We start from the raw sequence: 22079 nt of genomic DNA on the forward strand, positions 1-22079 counted from the left end.
CCCCCCCCGCCCCCCCCCGCTCGCCCGCCCCCCGCCCCGCGCGCCCGCCCCCCCCCCCCGCGCCGCCGCCCCCCCCCCCCCCCCCCCCCCCCCCCCCCCCCCCCCCAGGACGAGCGGGGCGGTGACGGCGGCCAGCAGCAGGGCGTGCGCCGCGGTCGGGGGCGCCGCGTCCGTGCTGTGCGGCAGGTGCAGCTCGACCTGCGCGGTGAGGGTGAGCACCACCGGCAGGACCACGTCCCAGCGCCACCGCGCCGCGGAGCCGGTCACCGGCGCACGGTAGGACGCCGCCCGCCGGCGCGTCACCCCCCGCAGGTCGTCCACCTCACGGGGGAGGCCGCGGCCCCGGTCCGCCCGACGGGGGACGGCGCTCCCGCGCGGGACGGGCGAGGCCCGCGGCGCCCGTGCCTAGCGTCGCCGCTCCCGGTCGCGAGGACCGGCCGACGGACGGAGGCAGCCGTGGACGAGACGACGAGCACCACCAGCGCGACGGGCACCAGCGCGACGGGCACCACCGCGACCCGGAGGGTCCGCGGGCGCGACGGCGGGCACCCGCTCGCGGAGGCCCCGGCACCCCCGGGAGCCCCGGCACCTCCCGGGTCGCGCTCGCGCGCCCCGGGAGCCTGCCTCGTCGCCGCCGCGGTCGCCCTGGCCGCGACGGGCGCCCTGGACCCCGCCGTGCCCGGCGACTCGCTGGCCGCGCTGCTGGCCCACGCCTCCGAGCACGCCGCGCGCTGGACCGCGTGGTCGCTGGCCCTCGTCCTCACCGGTCTGCTTCTGCTGCCGGCGGTGGCGGCCCTCGTGCGCCTGCCGTCGCGGGGGCGGGGTGCCCGCCTGACCGCCGTGGGCGGCTGCCTGGCGGGCGCCGGCGCCGTGGGCCTGGTCGCGCTGGGCGCCTCCGAGCTCGACGTGGCCGCGCTGGCGTCGGGACCGGTGCCGGCGCCGGAGGTCCTGGCGGTGGCCGAGCGCCTGGAGGGTTCGGCGGGCCTGGTGGTCGTCTTCCTGCTCGTGCTGCCCGGGGTGCACCTGGGGGTCCCGCTGCTGCTGTGGGGCCTGCGGCGGGCGCGCCTGCTGGCGACGTGGGTGCCGGTGCTGGCCACCGCGGGGGCGCTGGGCTCGTGGTTCCTCAGCGAGGTCGACGGGCCGTGGGAGGGGCTGGCGCTGGTGGCCACCGCGGTCGCGCTGCTGGCCACCGCCCCCCTGCTGCTGCGCGGCGCGGCGCCCCGCGGGCGGGCCGTCCGGACCGCGGCCCGGCGGGCGTCCTGACGTGCGGGGCGGGCGGGGGCCGGGTGAGCATGGGGCATGGCCCCGCCGCGCCCAGCCCTCGCCTGCTCGGCCGCCCTCGCCCTGCTCCTCGCGGGCTGCGGGCAGGACGCCGACGTGGGCACCGGCACCGGCACCGCCGCTCCCGTCCCCACCGCGACGGGCCCGGAGGAGCCGGGCGAGCCCGCGCCCGACCCCGCCACGGACCCCGCCACGGACCCCGCCACGGACCCCGCCACGGACCCCGCCCAGGGCTCGAGCGCGGCGGCCGTCGGGTTCCCCGGCGAGCCGGTGGACGTCACGACCGGCCTGGACGTGCCCTGGGGGATGGCGGTCATGCCCGACGGCACCGCGCTGGTGACGCTGCGGGACGAGGCCCGCGTGGTGCGCGCGGGGCCCGGGGTGCTGGAGCAGGTCGCCGCCCCCGGGGAGGACGGCCGCGTCCCGGACGTCGTGCCCGGCGGGGAGGGCGGGCTCATGGGCCTCGCCCTGTCCCCCACCTTCGCCGACGACGGCCACGTCTACCTGTTCCTGACCGCCCGCGACGACAACCGGGTCGTCCGGTACACGTGGTCGCCGGGCCGCCTCGACGACCCGGTCGACGTCCTCACCGGCCTGCCGAAGGCGAACACCCACAACGGCGGCCGGCTGGCCTTCGGCCCCGACGGGATGCTCTACGTCGGCACGGGCGACGCGCAGGACCGCCCGTCGGCGCAGGACCCGGCGTCGCTGGGCGGCAAGGTGCTGCGGGTCACCCCGACCGGCGAGGTCCCGCCGGACAACCCCTTCCCCGGCTCGCCCGTGTTCTCGCTGGGGCACCGCAACCCGCAGGGCCTCGGGTTCGACTCCGCGGGCCGGCTCGTGGCCGCGGAGTTCGGCCAGGACACCTGGGACGAGCTCAACGTGATCCGCCCGGGCGCGAACTACGGCTGGCCCGAGGTGGAGGGCCCCGGCGACGGCGGCGGCCGCTTCGAGGCGCCGCTGCAGTGGTGGACGCCCGCGGACGCCTCCCCCAGCGGGCTGACCGTCACCCCGGACGCCGTCTACGTCGCCGCCCTGCGCGGGGAGCGGCTGTGGCGGGTGCCGCTGGAGGCCGAGGGCCCCACGGGTGCGCCGCAGGAGTTCCTCACGGGCGCGCTGGGGCGTCTGCGCACCGTCGAGGTGGGCCCCGACGGCTCGCTGTGGGTCCTGACCAGCAACACCTTCCGCGGCGAGCCGCGCGCCGGCGACGACCGCCTGGTCAGCGTGCCGCTGCGGCCCGCGCCGTAGGCTCCCCCCATGGTCGACGCGCAGGGCAGGACCCTCCAGATCGGGTACAAGGCGTCCGCGGAGCAGTTCGGTCCCGGGCAGCTGGCGGACTTCGCCGTGCAGGCGGAGGACCAGGGGCTGGACTCGGTGTGGATCTCCGACCACTTCCAGCCGTGGCGGCACGAGGGCGGGCACGCCCCGAGCGCGCTCGTGTGGCTGGCGCACGTCGCCGCCCGCACCTCCCGCGTGCGGTTCGGCACGAGCGTCCTGACGCCGACGCTGCGCTACAACCCCGCCGTCGTCGCGCAGGCCTTCGCCACCCTCGGCGTCCTGCACCCGGGCCGGCCGGTCCTGGGCGTGGGCACCGGCGAGGCCCTCAACGAGACGGCCGTCGGCGCCCCCTACCCCGAGACCCGCGAGCGCTTCGCCCGGCTGCGCGAGGCCGTCCGGCTGATCCGCCGGCTGTGGACCGAGGACCGCGTCGAGTTCGAGGGCGAGTTCTACAACCTCCACGGCGCGACCGTGTACGACAAGCCGCAGGTCCCCGTGCCCATCTACGTGGCGGGCGGCGGCCCGGGGGTCACCAAGTACGCCGGCCGCGCCGGCGACGGGTACATCTGCACCTCCGGCAAGGGCATGGACCTGTACTCCGAGACGCTGCTGCCGGCGCTGCGGGAGGGCCTGGAGGCCTCGAACCGCGAGTTCTCGCAGATCGAGCGGACCATCGAGGTGAAGCTGTCCTTCGACGAGGACCCGGACCGGGCGCTGGAGAACTGCCGGTTCTGGGCGCCGCTGTCGCTGTCGGCGGAGCAGAAGGCCAACGTGCACGACCCGGCGGAGATGGCCCGGCTGGCCGACGAGCTGCCCATCGAGCAGGTCGCCAAGCGCTGGATCGTCACCAGCGACCCGCAGGAGGTCGCCCGCCAGGTGCGCCAGTACGTCGACGCGGGGTTCGACCACCTGGTCTTCCACGCCCCCGGGCACGACCAGTCGCGGTTCCTGTCGCAGTTCACCGCCGACGTGGTGCCGCTGCTGCGCTCCCTCTGACCGGCCCGCCGTGCTCGACCGGATCGACGCCCTCGTCACCTCCTACGCCGCCGCCTGGTGGGTGCCCCTGGTGGTGTTCACGCTGAGCACCGTCGACGCGTTCTTCCCCCCGCTGCCCAGCGAGTCCGTCGTCATCGCGCTGTCGGCGATCTCGGCGGCCACGGGCGAGCCGCACCTGCTCGTGCTGGGGGTGGCGGCGGCGCTGGGCGCGTTCTGCGGGGACAACATCACGTACGCCCTGGGCCGGCACTCGCCGCTGCGGCGCTGGGTGTCCGGCAACCCGCGGCTGGAGCGGGTGTTCGACCGGTCGGGCCGCGAGCTGGCCAAGCGCGGGGCGCTGGCGATCCTCGCGGCGCGCTACGTGCCGGTCGGGCGGACGGCGGTGAACCTCACGGCCGGTGCGACGCGGTTCCCGCGGCGGCGGTTCGTGGGGCTGTCGGCGCTGGCCGCGCTGACGTGGTCGGTCTACTCGGTCGCGATCGGCGCCCTGGCCGGGCACTGGGTGGAGTCCACCCCGCTGGTCGGGGCGCTCGTCGGCGTGGCGGGCGCCCTCGTCATCGGCTTCGCCGTCGACACCGTCCTGAACCGCCTCGTGCACCCGCGGCGGGCCCGCGCCTGACGGACCCGCCGGCGGGCGTCACCAGGAGGTCTCACCGGGCGGCAGGACCGCCAGCTCCGGCACGACGCTGTCCGGCCAGGTGGCGAACACCGTCATCAGCGCGCGCGCCACGGTCGCCGGGTCCTGCAGCTTGCTCAGGTCCGCGTCCGGGAACCGGTCGGTGACGAACCGGGTGGCCATCCCGCCGGGGATGAGCCCGGTGACCCCGACGCCGATGGACCCGTGGCGCTGCAGGCAGTCCCGCTGCGCCTCCTTGAACAGCACCGCGGTGTAGGCGCGCAGGCCGTGCTTGCTGGCGGCGTACGCCGACGCCTCCGTCCACACCCGCCGGGCGGCCGTCGAGAGCGTGTTGACGACGTAGCCGTGGTTGCGCTCCAGCATCGACGGGTACGTCGCGGCGACGAGGTACATGGGGCCGAGCAGGTTCGCGGCGACGACGTCGGCGGCCTGCTGCGGGGTCTGGTGCTCGATGGGCGTGCAGACGTCGTAGCCGGCGTTGTTGACGAGGACGTCCACCGGGCCGGAGCGCTCGACGACCTGCGCCACCGCCAGCGCCACCGCCGCGGCGTCGCCCACGTCCAGCGGCAGCGCGTGCGCCGTGCCGCCCGCGGCGGCGACGTCGGCGGCGGTGCGCTCGGCGCCCTCCGCGCGCACGTCGCTCACCCACACCGTCGCGCCCGCCGACGCCAGTTCCCGGCTGATCGCCGCACCCAGCCCGCCACCGGCGCCGGTCACCAGCGCCACCTGTCCCGTGAGTTCCACGGTCCCGAACGTAGGGGCTGGGGCGGGTGCGCGCGAGGGGGCGCCGCCCGGCCGGACGGCGCCCCCTCGCGTCCTCGTGCGCGTCCCCGGCGCGGCCGGGGCGACCTCAGGCCCCGACGCGCTCCACGACCAGCTCGCGCACGCGCGCGGCGTCGGCCTTGCCGCGCATCTCCTTCATCACCGCGCCGATGAGCGCACCGGCGGCCTGCGCCTTGCCGCCGCGGATCTTCTCCACGACGCCGGGGTTCGCGGCGATGGCCGCGTCCACGGCGGCCACCAGGGCCGACTCGTCGGAGACGACCGCCAGGCCCCGGGACTCGACGACCTCGGCGGGCGAGCCCTCCCCGGCCAGGACGCCCTCCAGGGCCTCGCGGGCGAGGCGGTCGGTGAGCGTGCCGGCGTCCACGAGGGACTGCAGCTGCGCGACCTGCTCCGGGGTCACGGGCAGGGAGGCGAGGTCGCTGCCGTCGGCGTTGGCGCGGCGGGCCAGCTCGCCCGTCCACCACTTGCGGGCGGCGGGGGGGGGGGGGGCCGGCGCCCCCCCGCCCCCCCCCCCCCCCTCGCGTCGTCGGCCCGCCCGCTCAGCCGCGCAGCGAGGCCATCCACGCCTCGACGGCGTCCGGGTCGCGGGGCAGCGCGGCGGTGAGGTTCTCCACCCCGTCAGCCGTCACCAGCACGTCGTCCTCGATGCGCACGCCGATGCCGCGCAGCTCCGCCGGTGCCAGCTCGTCCTCCGCCTTGACGTACAGCCCCGGCTCGATGGTGAAGACCATCCCCGGGCGCAGCTCGGCGTCCAGGTACATCTCCCGGCGCGCCTGCGCGCAGTCGTGCACGTCCAGGCCCAGGTGGTGGCTCGTGCCGTGCGCCATCCAGCGCCGGTGGTACTGCCCCTCCGGGTCCAGGGACGCCTCCGCGTCCACCGGCAGCACGCCCCACTCGGCCAGGCGGTGGGCGATCACCCGCATCGCGGCCTCGTGCACGTCGCGGAAGCGCACGCCGGGGCGGGCGGCGGCGAAGGCCGCGTCCGCGGCCTCCAGCACGACCTCGTAGACGCGCCGCTGCGCGGGCGTGAAGCGCCCGTCCACGGGCAGCGTGCGGGTCACGTCGGCGGTGTAGAGGGAGTCGACCTCCACGCCGGCGTCCAGCAGCAGCAGGTCGCCGGGCCGGACGGGGCCGTCGTTGGTGATCCAGTGCAGCGTGCAGGCGTGGTCGCCGGCCGCGGAGATCGTCTCGTAGCCGACGCCGTTGCCCCGCACGCGGGCCGTGCCGTCGAAGGCGGCCTCCACGACCCGCTCTCCGCGCGGGTGGCCGACGGCCGCGGGCAGGGCGCGCACCACCTGCTCGAAGCCCTCGACGCTGGCGGCCACCGCCTCGCGCAGCTGGCCGACCTCCCACTCGTCCTTGACCAGCCGCAGCTCCGACAGGGCCGTGACGAGCTCGTCGTCGGCGCGCTCCAGCGCCTCCGGCTCGCCGGCGCGCAGCGGCTCCAGCAGGGACGTCACGGCCGGGTCGGCGTCGGGCACGAGGCGCACCCCGGCCGAGCCGGCGGCCGCGACCGCGAGGTCGTCGGCCATCCCGGCCACGTCGCGCACCTCCAGGCCCGTCGTGGCCGACAGCGACGCCAGGCTCGGGCGCGGGCCCACCCACAGCTCGCCGTAGCGGGCGTCCGCGTAGAACTCCTCCGCGTCGCGCGGGGCCTGCGGGCGCAGGTACAGCAGCGCCCGGTGCTCCCCGCCGGCGGAGGGGTCCAGGACGAGGACGGCGTCCGGCTCGCGGTCGGTGCCCAGGCCCGTCAGGTGCGCGAACGCCGAGTGCGGGCGGAAGCGGTAGTCGGTGTCGTTGGAGCGGCGCACCAGGGGCCCGGCGGGCACGACGAGCAGCTCGCCGGGGAAGAGCCCGCCCAGCGTCCGGCGGCGCTGCGCCGCCCAGCGCGACGGCTCGGCCAGCCGGTCGTCCTCGTCCGGGCGCGGGCCCCAGCCCTGGGCGATGAAGCGGCGGAAGGCCTCCGAGCGGGGCGTGGTCCGGTGGGACTTCGGGTCCTCCCCGGGCGCCTCCGCACCGGCCTGCGCACCGGTCTCCGGCGCGGCCGCCGCGGGCGGCACCGTCTCGGGCCCGGCCACGACGGGCTGCGCCGCCCCGCCGGGGGAGGCGGCGACGGGGGTCGTCGCGGTCGGGGCGTCGGGGGGCGTCGTGCGGGTGTCCACCGCCCCATCATCCCCCCGCGGGCGGTGGGGGCGGGGCGGCGTCCCGCGCGCACTCCCGCGCACGCCTCGTGCACTCAGCGTGACTGCCGTGTTGACGGCGCGGGGGGCGCCGGGGCACGGTGGAGCATGGGTGGTACGGCGTTGTGCCCCCGCTGCGACGGCGCGGTGCGGGCACCCAGCATCTGGCACAGCTCGGCGACCTGCGCCGCCCACGGCGAGGTCGTCCCCCTGCAGCCGCCCCTGCCGGCGGACGCCGACCACCTGCGCTGGGTGGCCGAGCGCTCCGACGTGCCGGTGTGGGTGCCCTGGCCGCTGCCGGCGGGCTGGCTGCTCACCGGCACCCGCTGCGTGCGCGACGAGCGGCACGACGCCCAGGCCGTCGCCGTCGCCGTCAGCGGCCCGCGCAGCGCCGCCCCCGGCGGCCCGCCCGGCCTGGCGGAGCTCCTCCTCGTGGCCGAGCAGCCCGGTACCGGGCTGGGCGCGCACCTGGCCGGGCTCACCGACGTCGACCCCGGCGAGGACCCGTGCCGCGGTGCGCCCGCGGTGCGCGTGCACGCCGACGACGCCGCCGCCCCGCTGTGGACCGTCGCCCGGGACGAGGAGCGCACGGTGCTCGTCGGCGAGGCCGGCGGGGTGTGGCTGTGGGTGCTGCTGTGGCCGGGCTCGGGTCCGCCCGACGGTCCGGGCGCCGGGCCCGAGCCGCGCGAGGTGCTGGAGGACCTGCGGCTGGTCGACCTGCGCGACCCCGCGCACGCCCTGGACCTGCCCTGCGGGGCGCTGTCCCCGCGGGTGCGCTGGGAGGCCGCCGGCGTCGGCGCCTGAGGCGCACCCGCCGGCGGTCGCCGGGCGCGGCGGGTGCCCCGGGGCCGGGCGTCGGCGCAGGTCAGAGCCGGAGCGCCTCGCGCCAGGACGTACGATCGACGCCGTGCGCATCGACCTGCACACCCACTCCAACGCCTCGGACGGCACGCAGCCGCCCGCCGACGTCGTCGACTCCGCCGCCCGCGCGGGGCTGGACGTCGTGGCCCTGACCGACCACGACACCCACGCCGGCTGGGCCGAGGCGCTGGCCGCCGGCGAGCGCCTCGGGGTGCGCGTGCTGCCCGGGGTGGAGATCAGCTGCCTGCGCGGCGGCGTGTCGGTGCACCTGCTGTCCTACGGCCACGACCCGCACGACACCCACCTGGGCGCGATGCTGGGCGCCTCCCGCACCTCCCGCGAGACGCGGGCCCGCCGGATGGTCGAGCGCCTGGGCCCGGTGACGGGCCTGAGCTGGGAGGACGTGCTCGGGCAGGTCCACGGCGACGCCACCATCGGGCGCCCGCACATCGCCGACGCGCTCGTCGCCGCCGGGGTCGTCGCCGACCGCGACGAGGCCTTCGGCACGCTGCTGTCCGGCCGCAGCCCCTACTTCGTCCCGCACACGGCGCCCGACCCCGTCGAGGCCGTGCGCCGCGTCGTGGCCGCCGGCGGGGTGCCGGTCCTGGCGCACCCGGCCGCCTCCAAGCGCGGCAGCTGCATCACCGACGCCGACGTCGAGACCATGGCGGCCGCCGGCCTGGCCGGCCTGGAGGTCGACCACCGCGACCACTCCGACGCCGAGCGCGCGCACCTGCGCGACCTGGCCCGGCGCCTCGACCTGCTGACGACGGGCTCCAGCGACTACCACGGCGCGGGCAAGCAGAACCGGCTGGGCGAGAACACGACCGACCCGGACGTGCTGCAGGCGCTGGACCGGGCCCTCGAGCGCGCCCCCGGGCGGGCACCCCTGCGGGACGCGAGCGCCGGGCGGGCCCGCGGCGCGTGAACCTGCAGCTCTTCGGCGAGACCTTCGTCACCCTGTTCGTGATCATGGACCCGGTCGGCACCGTGCCGATCTTCCTCGGCCTGACCAGTCCCTTCACCGCCCGCCAGCGCGTGCGCGCCGCCCGCCAGGCGGTCCTCGTCGCCCTCGGCGTCATCGTCGCGTTCGCCGTGTTCGGCCAGCAGATCCTGGACTACCTGTCCATCAGCCTGCCCGCCCTGCAGGCCGCCGGCGGCCTGCTGCTGCTGCTCGTCGCGCTGGAGCTGCTCACCGGCAAGAGCGACGAGCCGACGTCCAGCGTCGGCACCAACGTGGCGCTGGTGCCCCTGGGCACCCCGCTGCTCGCCGGGCCCGGCGCCATCGTGGCGACCATGGTCTTCGTCCAGCGCTCCGAGACCACCGCCGACCACGTCGCCGTGGCGGCCGGCATCGTCGCCGTGCACGTCACCCTGTGGCTGTCCATGCGCTTCGCGGGGCTCGTGCACCGCGTCCTGGGGCAGAGCGGCGTCCTGCTCGTCACCCGCGTCGCCGGCCTGCTGCTGTCGGCCATCGCCGTGCAGCTGGTCGCCGACGCCGTGCGCGCCTTCGTCACCGGCGAGGGCTGAGCCCGCCGGTCAGCGCGCGCGCCCGCGCCCGCCCGCCGCGAGCGCCGCAGCGGCCCACCGCGCCAGCTCGGCGCGGGCCTCCTCGCCGGAGGCGGCGGCTGCCCCGGGCACCAGGGCGCGGGCCCAGCCCGGCAGGACGTGCGGGGCCAGGCGCGCCGCGCGCGCCCAGTCCGGGTCGGGCCCGCGGGCACCCGCCAGGGCGGCGCTCGGCAGGCGCGGACCCGCCGCGGCCCCCTCGACGTCGGCGCGCACCGCCTCCAGCAGCGCCCCCACCGCGGCGGGCGTGGTGGGCAGCTCGTCGGGCTCGGCGCCCAGCAGCACGCCGACGGCCACCTCCTCGCGCGCCCAGCGCTCGGCGGCCTCACGCCCCGGGACCCGGCCCGCCGCGGCGGCCGTCGCCAGCGCGCAGCTCACCCGCAGGGCGTGGCGGGCGCCGTGGACGAGCGAGGGGTCGTGCACCGGGGTCACCGGGGACGTGGCCAGCGCGCGCTCGCGGGCGGCCAGCAGCAGGGCGCGGGCCGGGTCGGCGCGGCGCGCGCGCACCAGCCGCGCGGTGTCCCGCACGCGCTGCCACGGCGTGCGCGGATCGCCCGCCGCCACGGCGGCCAGCGCCGGGTGGACCTCCTCCACGGCGGCCGCCGCCAGCAGCGCCACCTCGAGGAGCACCGGGGCGCGCAGCAGCGCGGACGCGTCCGGCCGGGGAAGCACGAGCGGTCCCGGCACCCGTGCGCCCGGACCGGACGGGGGCTGGTGCGGCACCCGACCAGCGTCGGGTCGGGCGCGGGTGATCGCAGCCCGGCGCGCGGCGGGGTCCCGCCGCGCGCCGGCCCGCTCAGTCCCCGGTGCCCGGAGCGTCCTGCGCGGTCCCGGCGTCCTGCGCGGCCGCGGTGCCCGACCCGCGGCGGCGGCGCCGGCGGCGGGGCGCGGCGTCCGCGCCGTCGGGGGCGTCGGAAGCCCGGGCGGTGCCGCCCGGGGCGCCGGGGGCGGTGTCCGCGGGGCCGTCGGGGCCCCCGGCCGCCTGGTCCGCGCCGTCCGCGCCCAGCGGCTGCCCGCTGCGGGTGCGCCGGCGGCGGCGCGGCCGGCGGGCAGCGCCCTCCGCGTCCTCCGCGCGGTCGGTGGTGGCGTCGGAGGCGTCCTCGGCGGTGGCCGTGGCTGTGGCGGTGGCGATGCCGCCGCCGTCCTCGCCGCGGTCACGTCCGCGCCCGCGGCCGCCCCGGTCCTCCTCGCCGCCGCGGCCACCGCCGCGCCGCCCGCCGCGCCGGCCCTTCGCCGCGCCCACCTCGCCGAGGTCCTCGACCTCCTCGGCGTCCAGACCGGCCCGGGTGCGCTGGGCGCGCGGCAGCCGCCCCGTCGTCCCCGCGGCGATGCGCAGGTCCTCGAACAGGTGCGGGGAGCTGGAGTACGTCTCCTGCGGCTCCCCGAAGCCCAGGCCGAGGGCCTTGTCCACCAGCGCCCAGCGCGGCAGGTCGTCCCAGTCCACGAACGTCACCGCGATGCCCGTGTTGCCCGCCCGGCCGGTGCGGCCGATGCGGTGCAGGTACGTCTTCTCGTCCTCGGGGCACTGGTAGTTCACGACGTGGGTGACGTCCTCCACGTCGATGCCGCGCGCGGCGACGTCGGTGGCGACGAGGACGTCCACCTTGCCGGTGCGGAACGCGCGCAGCGCCTGCTCGCGCGCCCCCTGGCCCAGGTCGCCGTGGATGGAGGCGGCCGCGAACCCGCGCTCGGCGAGCTGCTCGGCCACCGAGGCGGCGGTGCGCTTGGTGCGGCTGAAGACGATCGTCAGCCCGCGGCCCTCCGCCTGCAGCAGGCGGGCCAGCACCTCGACCTTGTCCAGGGCGTGCGTGCGGTACACGAACTGCGTGATGGCGGCCACGGTCGCCCCGTCGTCGGTGGGGTCCACCGCGCGGATGTGCGTGGGCTGCGTCATGTACGAGCGGCCCAGCGCGACGACGGCACCGGGCATGGTCGCCGAGAAGAGCATCGTCTGGCGGGCCGGCGACGTCTGGCCCAGCAGGCGCTCCACGTCGGGCAGGAAGCCCAGGTCGAGCATCTCGTCGGCCTCGTCGAGCACCGCGCAGGTGACGTGCGACAGGTCCAGGTGGCGCTGCTGCGCCAGGTCCAGCAGGCGGCCCGGCGTGCCGACGACGACGTCGACGCCGCGGGCCAGCGCCTCGATCTGCGGCTCGTACGCGCGGCCGCCGTAGACGGTGAGGATGCGCGCGCGCCGCACGCGGCTCGCGGTCTCCAGGTCACCGGCCACCTGCACGGCCAGCTCGCGGGTCGGCACCACCACGAGGGCCTGCGGCTTGCCGGGGGCGGCCAGCCGCTCGTACGCCTCCTCGCCGGGCACCGCGGTGCGCTGCAGCAGGGGGATGCCGAAGCCGAGCGTCTTGCCCGTGCCGGTCTTGGCCTGGCCGATGATGTCGTGCCCGCTCAGCGCCACCGGCAGGGTCATCGCCTGGATGGGGAACGGGGTCGTGATGCCGGCGCCGGCCAGCGCGCTGACGATGCGCTCGTCGACGCCGTGGTCGGCGAAGGTGGGGGCGGGCCGCTGCGGGGCGGCGGTGCCCTCGCCGGTGCCCTCGCTGGTGTCCGGGGCGTCCGGGGTGCTGGTGTCGGTGGTCATGCGTCTCCCTGGCAGGGGCGACGGCGCAGGCGCACCCCTCGCGCTCGTGCGGCGTCCGGCTCGTGCGGGAGGTCCGTCCCGCGGGACGCGGCCCGGTGGCCCGGGTCGGGGACCCGGCCCCGGACCGGGGCGGTGCGTGCTGCCGCGTCGCGGCGGTCGGCAGCCGATCGTGACTGGCGACCGGGCAACCATGAACGCACCCATGGTAACCGCGCGGCCCGCCGCGGGCGGCGTGGCCCGCCGTGGCCCGGACGCGCGAGGAGGGGGCGGCCCCGCGGGACCGCCCCCTCCTCACCGCTCCCGCGGCGCCGTCGCGGCCCCGGGGGAGCGGGGCCGCGGGTCAGGACAGGCCGAAGCCGACCTTGCCGCGCTCGGGCGCGCCGACGTCCACGTAGCCCAGCGAGGCGACCGGCACGACGAGCAGGCGCCCCTTCTCGTCCTGCAGCTGCAGCGGCGACCCCGAGGACAGCGCCTCGGCGACGGCCGCCCGGACCTGCTCGGCGGTCTGGGCCGACTCGAACACCAGCTCGCGCGCCACGTTCTGCACGCCGATCCGAACCTCCACGCTGTCCTCCACGTCGCTCGAGCGCTCGGCCCGCCGATCGGCGGGCGGCATCGCGTCGAGGCTAGCCGGGCCCGCCGCGCGAGCCCCCGCCGGTTCGCCGCCAGCGGACGCGCCGGGAGCGGGCGCTGGGCGCCGCGGGCCGTCGCTGGCACGCTGTGCCCGTGCCGACCACCACCCCCGCGCGCCCCGCGGCGCGCGCGGCCGCCGCGCTCGCCGCGGGCGTCCTGCTCCTCACCGGCTGCTCCGGCTCCGCGGACCCCGGTGCGGACCCGGCAGCGGAGGTGCCGTCCGCGAGCGCCCCGGCCGCCGGCACCGCCCCCGCCGACGAGGGCGCGGGGGACACCGCGGAGGCGTCGGGCGAGGTCGCCGGCGAGGCCCCGGCCAGCTCCGCGCCCGAGCCGACCCCCGAGCTGCCGCCCGGCGTCACCCTCGCCGACACGGCCGCCGGCGTCCTCAGCCGGGAGGTCCCGCCCGCCGGCAGCGGGGAGCTGACCACCGTGCCGGGGTCCGTCCCCGCGCCGCCGTCCGCCCGCGTGCACACGATGCGCGTCGAGGTCGAGCGCGACCTGCTCGACGCCGGCCTCGTCGACGGCGCGCGCTTCGCCGACTTCGCCCTCGCGACGCTCAACGACCCCCGCGGGTGGGGCGCCGGCGGGGCGCTGAGCTTCGAGCGCACCGACGGCGAGGCGGAGTTCCGCCTCGTGCTCGCCACGCCCGAGACGTCCGCCCGGCTGTGCGCGCCGCTGCGGACCTTCGGGCGGCTGTCGTGCCGCAACGGCGACGCGGCCGTCCTCACCGACCTGCGCTGGGTCGAGGGCATCCCCGACTACGGCGAGGACCGGACGGGTTACCGGCAGTACCTCGTCAGCCACGAGGTCGGTCACCTCCTGGGCCACGGGCACGAGCCCAACCCCGGCCCGGGCCGCCCGGCGCCGGTGATGATGCAGCAGAGCAAGGGCCTGGACGGCGCGCTGCCCAACCCCTGGCCGAACCCGTAGGGCCGGCGCTCGCGCGGAGGACGGCGGCGGCGCTCGCGTCCCGGCACGACCGGCCGGCCCGCGGCTGGCACGCTGCCCCGGTGAGCCCGCCCCGCCCGTCCGCGCCCCCGCCGCTGCCCCCGCTGCTGCCGGCGCGCGCCGAGGAGGTGCTCGACGTCGTGGCGGCCGTGCCCGCCGGGCGCGTCCTCACCTACGGCGACGTCGCCGAGCTGGTGGGCGACCGCGGCCCGCGGTTCGTGGGCGCGGTGCTGCGCCGCTTCGGCGGGGACGTGCCGTGGTGGCGGGTGCTGCGCGCCGACGGCAGCGCCGCCGAGCCGCTGGCGGCCCGGGCCGTGGAGCGCTGGCGCGCCGAGCGGGTGCCGCTGCGCCGCGACGACGCCGACCCGCGCGCGGTCCGCGTCGACCTGGCGCGGGCCCGGTGGGACGCCGCGCCCCTGCTCGACGGGGCGAGCGGGGAGGCGGCGTCGTGACCGGCCCGGTGGCCGGTGCGGTGACCGGCGGGGCACCCGCTGCGGCGGCCCCCGCGGACACCACCGCGCTCGGTGACGTCCTGCGCGCGGCCCGGCGCCGCTTCTCCGTGGAGCTGTCCCCACCGCACGACGAGGCCGGTGCCGCCCGGCAGTGGGAGGCGGTGCGGCGGCTGGAGGAGCTGCGGCCGGTGTTCGCCTCCGTCACCTACGGCGCGGGCGGCGGCGACCAGGACGGCACCGTGGAGCTGGCGGGCCGGTTGCGGCGCGAGACGGGTGTGCGGCCGCTGGCGCACCTGACGGCCGTCGGGCAGCCGGCGGACGCGCTGCGCGAGGTGCTGCGGCGCCTGCGCGGGGCGGGTGTGGGCGACGTCCTGGCGTTGCGCGGCGACCCCCACGGCGACCCGCGCGCCCCGTGGCGCCCGCACCCGCGCGGCCTGGAGCACGCCGACCAGCTCGTGCGCCTGGCGCGCGCCGAGGGGGCCGTGTCCGTCGGGGTCGCGGCCTTCCCGCTGGGGCACCCCGAGTCGCCCGACCTGGACGCCGACACCCGCCACCTGGCCGGCAAGCTGCGCGCGGGCGCCGACTTCGCGATCGCCCAGCTGTGCTTCGACGTGGAGGAGTTCCTGCGCCTGCGCGACCGGCTGGCGCGCACCGCGCCCGACCTGGCCGGGGTGCCCGTGGTGCCCGGCCTGCTGCCGGTGACCAGCCCGCGCGTGCTGGAGGTCACCCGCCGGCTGACCGGCGACCACGAGCCGTCGTGGCTCCAGCGGCGGCTGGAGCCCCTGCTGGACGACCGCGGCGCCTTCCGCGAGGAGGGGCTGGAGGTCGCGCTGGAGGCCGGGCAGCGGCTGCTGGCGGAGGGCGAGCAGGTGCTGCACCTGTACTCGCTGAACTCCTCCGGCGCCGTGGAGCGCCTCGTCGGCGAGCTGGGCCTGGCCGGCTGACGGGGCCGGCGGGGGGCCCGCGGCGCGCGGCGCGGCGACCCGTGTCGGAGGCGTGTGGTGGCATGAGCGGGTGCTGCTGGAGGACGTCCCCGACCGGACGGGCGAGCGGTCGCGGGCGGGCCGGGAGGACGCGGGCCGCGCGCGCGGTGCCCGCCCGGTGCCCGCGCTGCTGCGCGCGGTGCGCCCGGCGCACCCGCAGCTGGACGCCGACCCGGCGCAGGAGCGGGTGCTGGCCACCCGGCCCGGCTCCGGCCCGCTCGTGCTGCTGGGAGCGCCCGGCACCGGCCGCACCACGACGCTGCGCGAGCTGGTCGCGCGCCGCGTGGAGCGCGACGGCCTCGACCCCGACCGCGCGCTGGTCCTGGCCCCCTCCCGCGTCGAGGCCGGCCGGCTGCGCGACGAGCTGTCGGCGCGGCTGCGGCGCACGGCCGGGCAGCCCGCGGCCCGCACCCCGCAGTCCTGGGCCTTCGGCCTGCTGCGGCTGGTCCACGCCCGCGAGGGCGCGCCCCCGCCGCGGCTGATGTCCGGCGCCGAGCAGGACGCCGTGCTCGCCGACCTCCTCGCCGGGCACCTGGCGGCCACCGCTCCCGAGGCCGAGCGCGCCCCGGACGCCGAGGACGTGCCCGTGCCGCCGTGGCCGGCGGACGTGCCCCGCTCCGCGTGGGGGCTGCGCAGCTTCCGCAACGAGCTGCGCGACCTGGCGATGCGCGCCGTCGAGCGCGGCACCACCCCGGCCGAGCTGGCCGACCTGGGCCGGCGCACCGGCCGCCCCGAGTGGGTCGCGGCCGCCTCGGTGCTGGCCGAGTACCAGGGCGTCAACGCCCTGGGCCGGGCCGAGGCGTACGACCCGGCCGGGGTCGTGGACGAGGCCGTCGCCCGGCTGCTGGCCGACCCGGAGCTGCTGGCCGCCGAGCGCGGCCGCTGGGACCTGGTGGCGGTGGACGACGCCCACGAGCTGTCCGAGGCCGGGCTGCGCCTGCTGGAGGTCGTCGCCGGCGGTGGGCGCGACCTGCTGCTGACCGCGGACCCGGACTCGGTGACGCAGGGCTTCCGCGGCGCCGACGCCCGCGCCGCCGCCGAACTGCCCTCCCGCTTCCCGGTCGCCGGCTCCACGCCCGCGCCCGTCGTGGTGCTGGGCACCGGGCACCGCCAGGCCCCGGCCCTGCGCGCCGTCACCGCCCGCGCCGCGGCCCGCGTCGGCGCCCTGGGCGGGGCGCCCCAGCGCGCCGCCGTCGCCTCGGAGCGCGCCCGCGCCGGCGGGGAGGGGCGCGTGGACGTCGCCGTGCTGTCCTCGGTGACGGCCGAGGCCGCCTGGACCGCCCAGCGGCTGCGCCGCCGGCACCTGCTCGACGGCGTGCCGTGGCACGAGATGGCCGTCCTCGTGCGCTCGGCCGGGTCCACGTCGGCGCTGCGCCGCGCGCTGCAGGCCGCCGGGGTGCCGCTGGCCGTACCCCTGGCCGAGGTGCCCGTGCGCGACGAGCCGGCGGTGCGCCCGCTGCTGCTGGCGCTGGAGGTGGTCCTGCGCCCGGCGCGCCTGGACCCGGACACCGCCCGCGACCTCGTCACCTCCTCCCTCGGCGGGGCCGACGTCGTCGCGCTGCGGCGCCTGCGCCAGGTCCTGCGCCGCGCGGAGCTCGCGGCGGGCGGCGGGCGCGGCAGCGACGCCGTCCTGGCGGCCGTGCTGGCCGACCCGGCCGTGGCCGAGCGCTCCGACGCCGCCCTCCTGGCCGCCGCCGAGGGCACCGCGGAGGAGGCCCCCCTGCGCCCCGCCCTGCGGGTGGCCGCCGTGCTGGACGCCGGCCGCGCGGCCGCCGGCGAGCACGGCGCGAGCGCCGAGACGGTGCTGTGGGCGCTGTGGGCGGCCTCCGGGCTGGGGGAGCGCTGGCAGCGCACCGCCCTGGCCGGCGGGGTGGACGGCGCGCGCGCCGACCGCGACCTGGACGCCGTGCTGGCGCTGTTCGAGGCCGCCGGCCGCTTCGTCGACCGCTTCCCCGGCGCCGGCAGCGCCCAGCGCTTCCTCGACGACCAGCTGCGCGCCGAGGTCCCCTCGGACACCCTCGCCGAGCGCGCCCCGGACACCGGCGCGGTCACGCTGACGACGCCGCAGGGCGCCGTGGGCCGCGAGTGGGACGTCGTCGTGGTGTGCGGCGTGCAGGAGGGCGTGTGGCCCGACCTGCGCCTGCGCGGCTCCGTCCTGGGCGCGCAGGACCTCGTCGACGTCCTGGAGGGCCGCGACACCAGCCGTGCGGGCGCGCGCCGCGCCGTCCTGGACGACGAGCTGCGCCTGTTCCACGTCGCCGTCTCCCGCGCCCGCCGCGAGCTGACCGTCACCGCGGTGCGCGACGAGGACGAGCGCCCCTCGGCGTTCCTCGACCTCGTCGACCCGCCCGACGCCCGCGCGGCGCGCGCCGCGGCCGACGGCGAGCGCCCGCTGGCGGCCGTGCCCCGCGCGCTGACCCTGCCCGCCCTGGTGGCGCGCCTGCGCCAGGTGCTGTGCGCGCCTCCGGGTGCCGAGCCGCAGGAGCGGCGCGCCGCGGCGGCCCGGCACCTGGCCCGCCTCGCCGCCGCCGGCGTGCCGGGAGCCGACCCGGACGACTGGTACGGGGTGGGCGGCGTGAGCGACGAGGCGCCCGTGCGCGAGCCCGGCGCCGAGGTGCCCGTCTCGCCCTCGCGGGTGGAGGCGTTCGAGCGCTGCGGGCTGCGCTGGCTGCTGGACGCGGCCGGGGCGCGGCGCGCGGACTCCACCGGCCAGTCGCTGGGCACGCTGGTGCACCGGGTCGCGGCCGAGCTGCCCGACGCCGACGCGGCGGCGCTGCGGGCGCGGCTGGCGGCCCTGTGGCCCTCGCTCGGGCTGCCCGCGGGCTGGGTGGCGGACACCGAGCGCCGCCGCGCCGAGCGGATGCTCGACAAGCTGGCCGCCTACCACCGCTCCAGCCGCGACGCCGGCCGCGAGCTGGTGGGCGTCGAGCAGGACGTGGACGTCCGCCTCGGCCGGGCGCACGTGCGCGGCCGCGTGGACCGCCTCGAGCGGGACGCCGACGGCCGGCTCGTGGTCGTCGACCTCAAGACCGGGCGGAGCCAGCCGCCCGCCGCGGAGATCCCCCGCAACCCGCAGCTGGGGGTGTACCAGGCCGCCGTGGCGGCCGGCGGCGCCGAGGCCGGCGGGGCCGCCCTCGTGCAGCTGGGCGGCACGCAGCGCACGGCCCCCGAGCAGCGCCAGCCGGCGCTCGCCGAGGACCCGGAGCCGTCGTGGGCGGTGGACCTGCTGCAGCGGGCCGCCGACGGCATGGCGGGCGCGCGCTTCGAGGCGGTCGTGGGCCCGCACTGCGCCTCCTGCCCCGTGCGCAGCAGCTGCCCCGCGCAGGACCCCGGCCGCAGCGTGTGCGAGGAGGTGGCGCGGTGAGCGCCGGGACGACGTCGCGGGCTGGCGGGCCCGTGGGCGCGGCGGGGCGCGCGGCGGGGGGCGCGCGCCCGCTCCTGGGGGCGGTCGAGATCGCGGACCTGCTGGGCCGCCCGCGGCCCACCCCCGAGCAGGTGGCCGTCGTCGAGGCGCCCGTCGAACCGCTGCTCGTGGTCGCCGGCGCCGGCTCGGGCAAGACGGAGACGATGTCCTCGCGCGTGGTGTGGCTCGTCGCCAACGGCTTCGTCGCCCCCGAGGAGGTCCTCGGGCTGACGTTCACGCGCAAGGCCGCCGGGGAGCTGGCCGAGCGCGTGCGCCGCCGCCTGCGGGCGCTGCGCGCCGCCACCGGCGCGCCCGCCGCCCACGCCCCCCACGGGTCGCACGACTCCCACACCCCGCACGGCGGCGCGGAGGCCGAGGGCGAGCCGGTCGTGTCCACCTACCACGCCTACGCGGCCTCGCTCGTGGTCGACCACGGCCTGCGCCTGGGCGTCGAGCCGCGCTCGGTGGTGCTCTCGGACGCGGGTGCCTGGCAGCTGGCCTCCGACGTCGTCGAGCGCTGGCGCGGTGACCTGCCCGACGTGGACGCCGCCCCGTCCACGGTGGCCCTCGCGCTCCTGCAGCTGGCCGGCGAGTGCGCCGAGCACCTGGTCGGCGAGGACGACCTCGCGGCCTTCGTCACCGGCACCGAGGCCCGGGTGCTGGCCCTGCCGCGCGACGAGAAGGCCCTGGCGCGCGGGGGGCTGCCCGGTGCCCCCTACGCGGAGGTGGGCAAGGCGCTGGCGTCGCTGCGCGCGCGCCGCTCGCTCGTGCCGCTGCTGCGCGAGTACACGCGCCGCAAGCGCGACGCCGAGCAGCTGGACTTCGGCGACCAGGTGGTCCTGGCCGCCCGCCTGGCCCGCGAGGTGCCCGCGGTGAGCGCCACCGAGCGCGCCGCGCACCGCGTCGTGCTGCTCGACGAGTACCAGGACACCAGCTACGCGCAGCTGGCCCTGCTGCGCGCCCTCTTCGGCGACGGCCACCCGGTCACCGCGGTCGGCGACCCCCACCAGTCCATCTACGGCTGGCGCGGGGCCAGCGCGGGCAACCTCGTCAGCTTCCCGGCGCACTTCCGGCGCGCCGACGACACCCCGGCGGACGTGCGCCCGCTCGCGACGAGCTGGCGCAACGACGAGTCGGTGCTCGCGGTCGCGAACGCCGTCGCCGCGCCCCTGAGCGGCGCGGACGGTGGTGCGGACGGGGGCGGCGACGGCGGGCTGGTGCGCCTGCGCGCGCGGCCCGGCGCCGGGCCCGGCCGGGTGCGCACCGCGTTCGCGGCGACGGTGGAGGAGGAGGCGGCCGAGGTCGCCGCCCGGCTCGCCGAGGTGTGGGCGGCGGACCGGCCCGAGGGCGGCGGGGGCGCCGCGGGCGGGCGGGTCCCGCGCACCGCGGCCGTGCTGTGCCGCAAGCGCAGCCAGTTCCCGGCCCTGCAGCGCGCGCTGCGCGCCGCCGGGCTGCCGGTGGAGGTCGTCGGCCTCGGGGGCCTGCTGTCCACGCCGGAGGTGGTCGACGTCGTCGCCACCCTGCACGTGCTGCACGACCCGGGCCGCGGCGACCACCTCGCCCGGCTGCTCACCGGCGCCCGGTGGCGGCTGGGCCCGCGGGACCTGGACGTGCTGGGCGAGTGGGCGCGCCGCCTGCAGCGGCGGCGCACCTCCCCGGCCGCCCCCGACGACGTGGACGACCCGGGCGGCCCGGGCGACCCGGACGACGACGCCGGCGGCGTGCCCGCGGGTGCGGCGGACGAGCCGGTCGTGCTGCCCGACGAGGTGGAGACGGCCAGCCTCGTCGAGGCGCTGGACGAGCTGCCCCCGCCGGGCTGGCGCACCGCCGACGACCGCGGCCTGTCGCCCGAGGCGCACCGCCGGCTGGCCCGGCTGGCCGGTCAGCTGCGCCACCTGCGCTCGCGCACCCACCTGCCGGTGGCCGACCTCGTCGGCGAGGTCGAGCGGGCGCTGCTGCTGGACGTGGAGGTCGCCGCCCGCCCGGGCGCCACCCCGGGCCGCGACCGCGCCCACCTCGACGCGCTCGCCGACGCGGCCGCATCCTTCGCCGCCTCGTCCCAGCGGCCTGGCCTGGGCGGGTTCCTGTCCTGGCTGGACGCGGCCGAGGTGCGCGAGCGCGGCCTGGAACCGGGCGCCGCGGACGTGTCGCAGGACGCCGTGCAGCTGCTGACCGTGCACGCCAGCAAGGGCCTGGAGTGGGACGTCGTCGCCGTGCCGGGCCTGGTCGAGGGTGTCTTCCCCGCCGCGGGGGAGACCTCCGCCGGGTGGCTGGGGGGTTCCTCGGCGCTGGGGGTGCTGCCGTACCCGCTGCGCGGGGACCGCGCCAACCTGCCCCGGTGGGACCTGGACGGCAGCGCGACGCAGAAGGAGCTGGAGGAGGCCCGCAAGGCGTTCCGCTCCGCCTGCGGCGAGCACGAGCTGGCCGAGGAGCGCCGCCTGGCGTACGTCGCGTTCACCCGCGCCAAGGAGGAGCTGCTGCTGTCCGGCGCCTGGTGGGACGACGCGTCCGCCCCCCGCACGCCCTCGCGCTTCCTGCGGGAGGTCCTCGACGCCCCGCCCGGCGCGGTCCCCGGCCTGGTGAGCCTGCCGCCCGCGCCCGCCCCGGAGGAGGGCGCGCCCAACCCGCGCACCGCCGAGCCGCAGCGCGTGGCCTGGCCCGCGGACCCGCTCGCCGGCCGGCGCACGGACGTCGAGGCGGGTGCCGCCGCCGTCCGCTCTCTGCTGCGCGACGGGACGGGCGGCGCGCCGGACCCGGGCGCGACCACCGGGGAGACCGCCGCGTGGGCCGAGCAGGTGGACCTGCTGCTCGGCGAGCGCGAGCGCTCCCGGCGCGCCCCGGCGGTGCTGCTGCCGGCGCACCTGTCCGCCTCCCGCCTGGTCTCGCTGGCCCACGACGCCGACGCGCTGGCCCTGCAGCTGCGCCGGCCCGTGCCCGGGCAGCCGCGGCCGGCGACCCGGCGCGGCACGGCGTTCCACGCCTGGCTGGAGCAGCGCTTCACCGCCAGCAGCCTGCTGGACCTCGTGGACCTGCCCGGCGCGGCCGACGAGGACGCCGACGACGACGCGGACCTCGCGGCCCTGCAGCGCCGCTTCCTCGCCTCCGAGTGGGCCGAGCGCGACCCGGTGGCCGTGGAGGTGTCCGTGGAGACGCCCGTGGCGGACCTGGTGGTCCGCGGCCGCGTCGACGCGGTCTTCCGCACGTCCGAGCGCGGCGCCGACGGGCGCGAGCGCACCCGCTGGGACGTCGTGGACTGGAAGACCGGCCGGCCGCCGCAGGGCGCGGCCGCCCGCGCCCGCGACGTCCAGCTCGCCGTGTACCGGCTGGCGTGGTCGCGCTGGCGGGACGTGGACCTCGCCGACGTCAGCGCGGCGTTCTTCTACGCCTCCACCGGGGAGACGGTCCGCCCCGTGGACCTGCTGGGCGCCGCCGACCTCGAGGCGCTGGTCCTGTCCGTGCCGGAGGCCACCGGCGAGGTGTGA

At 79.3% G+C, this 22079-nt stretch carries 17 protein-coding genes and 2 pseudogenes; 12 read left to right on the forward strand and 7 right to left on the reverse strand.

What is annotated here, in order from left to right; translation table 11 throughout:
* A pseudogene (locus ACRYMY_RS16160) lies at positions 1-267 on the reverse strand (hypothetical protein); the annotation flags it as partial.
* Positions 268-456: 189 nt separating this feature from the next.
* Between ACRYMY_RS16160 and ACRYMY_RS16165 the strand changes: the two are divergent.
* From ACRYMY_RS16165 to ACRYMY_RS16180, 4 genes are read left to right on the forward strand one after another with little or no spacing between them, the layout of a single operon-like run.
* The gene (locus tag ACRYMY_RS16165) at positions 457-1263 is read left to right on the forward strand and encodes a hypothetical protein (protein WP_432548254.1); all 807 of its coding nucleotides are present in this window, start codon (positions 457-459) and stop codon (positions 1261-1263) included.
* A 36-nt stretch (positions 1264-1299) separates the two neighbouring features.
* A complete protein-coding gene (locus ACRYMY_RS16170; protein ID WP_432548255.1) occupies positions 1300-2529 on the forward strand; it encodes a PQQ-dependent sugar dehydrogenase in 1230 nt (409 codons plus the stop codon).
* A 9-nt stretch (positions 2530-2538) separates the two neighbouring features.
* The gene (gene fgd, locus ACRYMY_RS16175) at positions 2539-3555 is read left to right on the forward strand and encodes a glucose-6-phosphate dehydrogenase (coenzyme-F420) (RefSeq protein WP_432548256.1); all 1017 of its coding nucleotides are present in this window, start codon (positions 2539-2541) and stop codon (positions 3553-3555) included.
* Positions 3556-3565: 10 nt separating this feature from the next.
* A complete protein-coding gene (locus ACRYMY_RS16180) occupies positions 3566-4174 on the forward strand; it encodes a DedA family protein (protein ID WP_432548257.1) in 609 nt (202 codons plus the stop codon).
* A gap of 18 nt (positions 4175-4192) precedes the next feature.
* Here the strand turns inward: ACRYMY_RS16180 and ACRYMY_RS16185 are convergent, their stop codons facing one another.
* The 3 genes and pseudogenes from ACRYMY_RS16185 to ACRYMY_RS16195 all read right to left on the reverse strand — a co-directional run bounded on the left by ACRYMY_RS16185 (position 4193) and on the right by ACRYMY_RS16195 (position 7056).
* Complete coding sequence (locus ACRYMY_RS16185) at positions 4193-4936, reverse strand: SDR family NAD(P)-dependent oxidoreductase (protein WP_369056083.1); 744 nt, start codon at positions 4934-4936, stop codon at positions 4193-4195.
* 106 nt (positions 4937-5042) lie between these two features.
* Positions 5043-5459, reverse strand: a pseudogene (locus ACRYMY_RS16190) (Asp-tRNA(Asn)/Glu-tRNA(Gln) amidotransferase subunit GatB); the annotation flags it as partial.
* Positions 5460-5517: 58 nt separating this feature from the next.
* Positions 5518-7056 carry an aminopeptidase P family protein gene (locus ACRYMY_RS16195; RefSeq protein WP_432548274.1) on the reverse strand — a complete coding sequence of 513 codons (1539 nt, stop codon included), beginning with the start codon at positions 7054-7056 and terminating at the stop codon, positions 5518-5520.
* 210 nt (positions 7057-7266) lie between these two features.
* On the opposite strand from ACRYMY_RS16195, the gene ACRYMY_RS16200 reads away from it, so the two are divergent.
* From ACRYMY_RS16200 to ACRYMY_RS16210, 3 genes are all read left to right on the forward strand, one after another.
* Positions 7267-7962, forward strand: a complete 696-nt coding sequence (locus ACRYMY_RS16200; protein WP_432548258.1) for a DUF6758 family protein — start codon at positions 7267-7269, stop codon at positions 7960-7962.
* Between the two features lie 103 nt (positions 7963-8065).
* Entirely contained in the window at positions 8066-8947 is an 882-nt protein-coding gene (locus tag ACRYMY_RS16205; RefSeq protein ID WP_432548259.1) for a PHP domain-containing protein, read from the forward strand.
* Complete coding sequence (locus ACRYMY_RS16210) at positions 8944-9549, forward strand: MarC family protein (protein ID WP_369056345.1); 606 nt, start codon at positions 8944-8946, stop codon at positions 9547-9549. The genes ACRYMY_RS16205 and ACRYMY_RS16210 overlap by 4 nt, the downstream gene beginning before the upstream one ends.
* Positions 9550-9558: 9 nt before the next feature.
* Here ACRYMY_RS16210 and ACRYMY_RS16215 read toward each other — a convergent pair whose 3' ends face one another.
* From ACRYMY_RS16215 to ACRYMY_RS16225, 3 genes are all read right to left on the reverse strand, one after another.
* Positions 9559-10257 carry a hypothetical protein gene (locus tag ACRYMY_RS16215; RefSeq protein WP_432548260.1) on the reverse strand — a complete coding sequence of 233 codons (699 nt, stop codon included), beginning with the start codon at positions 10255-10257 and terminating at the stop codon, positions 9559-9561.
* Between the two features lie 124 nt (positions 10258-10381).
* Entirely contained in the window at positions 10382-12178 is a 1797-nt protein-coding gene (locus ACRYMY_RS16220; RefSeq protein WP_432548261.1) for a DEAD/DEAH box helicase, read from the reverse strand.
* A 340-nt stretch (positions 12179-12518) separates the two neighbouring features.
* Positions 12519-12743 (reverse strand): DUF3107 domain-containing protein, encoded by a 225-nt coding sequence (locus tag ACRYMY_RS16225; protein ID WP_432548275.1) that lies wholly within the window; start codon positions 12741-12743, stop codon positions 12519-12521.
* A gap of 161 nt (positions 12744-12904) precedes the next feature.
* On the opposite strand from ACRYMY_RS16225, the gene ACRYMY_RS16230 reads away from it, so the two are divergent.
* The 5 genes from ACRYMY_RS16230 to ACRYMY_RS16250 all read left to right on the forward strand — a co-directional run bounded on the left by ACRYMY_RS16230 (position 12905) and on the right by ACRYMY_RS16250 (position 22079).
* Positions 12905-13741 carry a DUF3152 domain-containing protein gene (locus ACRYMY_RS16230; RefSeq protein WP_432548262.1) on the forward strand — a complete coding sequence of 279 codons (837 nt, stop codon included), beginning with the start codon at positions 12905-12907 and terminating at the stop codon, positions 13739-13741.
* Between the two features lie 80 nt (positions 13742-13821).
* Positions 13822-14211: an MGMT family protein gene (locus ACRYMY_RS16235; RefSeq protein ID WP_432548263.1), complete on the forward strand. Its 390-nt coding sequence runs from the start codon at positions 13822-13824 to the stop codon at positions 14209-14211.
* Positions 14208-15155, forward strand: coding sequence for a methylenetetrahydrofolate reductase (locus ACRYMY_RS16240; protein WP_432548264.1), 948 nt, complete (start codon positions 14208-14210; stop codon positions 15153-15155). Before ACRYMY_RS16235 ends, ACRYMY_RS16240 begins: the two co-directional genes overlap by 4 nt.
* A gap of 52 nt (positions 15156-15207) precedes the next feature.
* On the forward strand, positions 15208-18558 hold the full coding sequence (locus ACRYMY_RS16245; RefSeq protein ID WP_432548265.1) for an ATP-dependent helicase: 3351 nt from the start codon (positions 15208-15210) through the stop codon (positions 18556-18558).
* A 32-nt stretch (positions 18559-18590) separates the two neighbouring features.
* Entirely contained in the window at positions 18591-22079 is a 3489-nt protein-coding gene (locus tag ACRYMY_RS16250) for a UvrD-helicase domain-containing protein (protein WP_432548276.1), read from the forward strand.

Source organism: Kineococcus haloalkalitolerans, from assembly GCF_050871905.1.
GTDB lineage: Bacteria > Actinomycetota > Actinomycetes > Actinomycetales > Kineococcaceae > Kineococcus.

Bases quoted from the DNA above. Each gene is read 5' to 3' on its own strand.
- ACRYMY_RS16170 (WP_432548255.1), top strand. From the start codon at position 1,300: ATGGCCCCGCCGCGCCCAGCCCTCGCCTGCTCGGCCGCCCTCGCCCTG.
- fgd (WP_432548256.1), top strand. From the start codon at position 2,539: ATGGTCGACGCGCAGGGCAGGACCCTCCAGATCGGGTACAAGGCGTCC.
- ACRYMY_RS16200 (WP_432548258.1), top strand. From the start codon at position 7,267: ATGGGTGGTACGGCGTTGTGCCCCCGCTGCGACGGCGCGGTGCGGGCA.
- ACRYMY_RS16220 (WP_432548261.1), bottom strand. From the start codon at position 12,178: ATGACCACCGACACCAGCACCCCGGACGCCCCGGACACCAGCGAGGGC.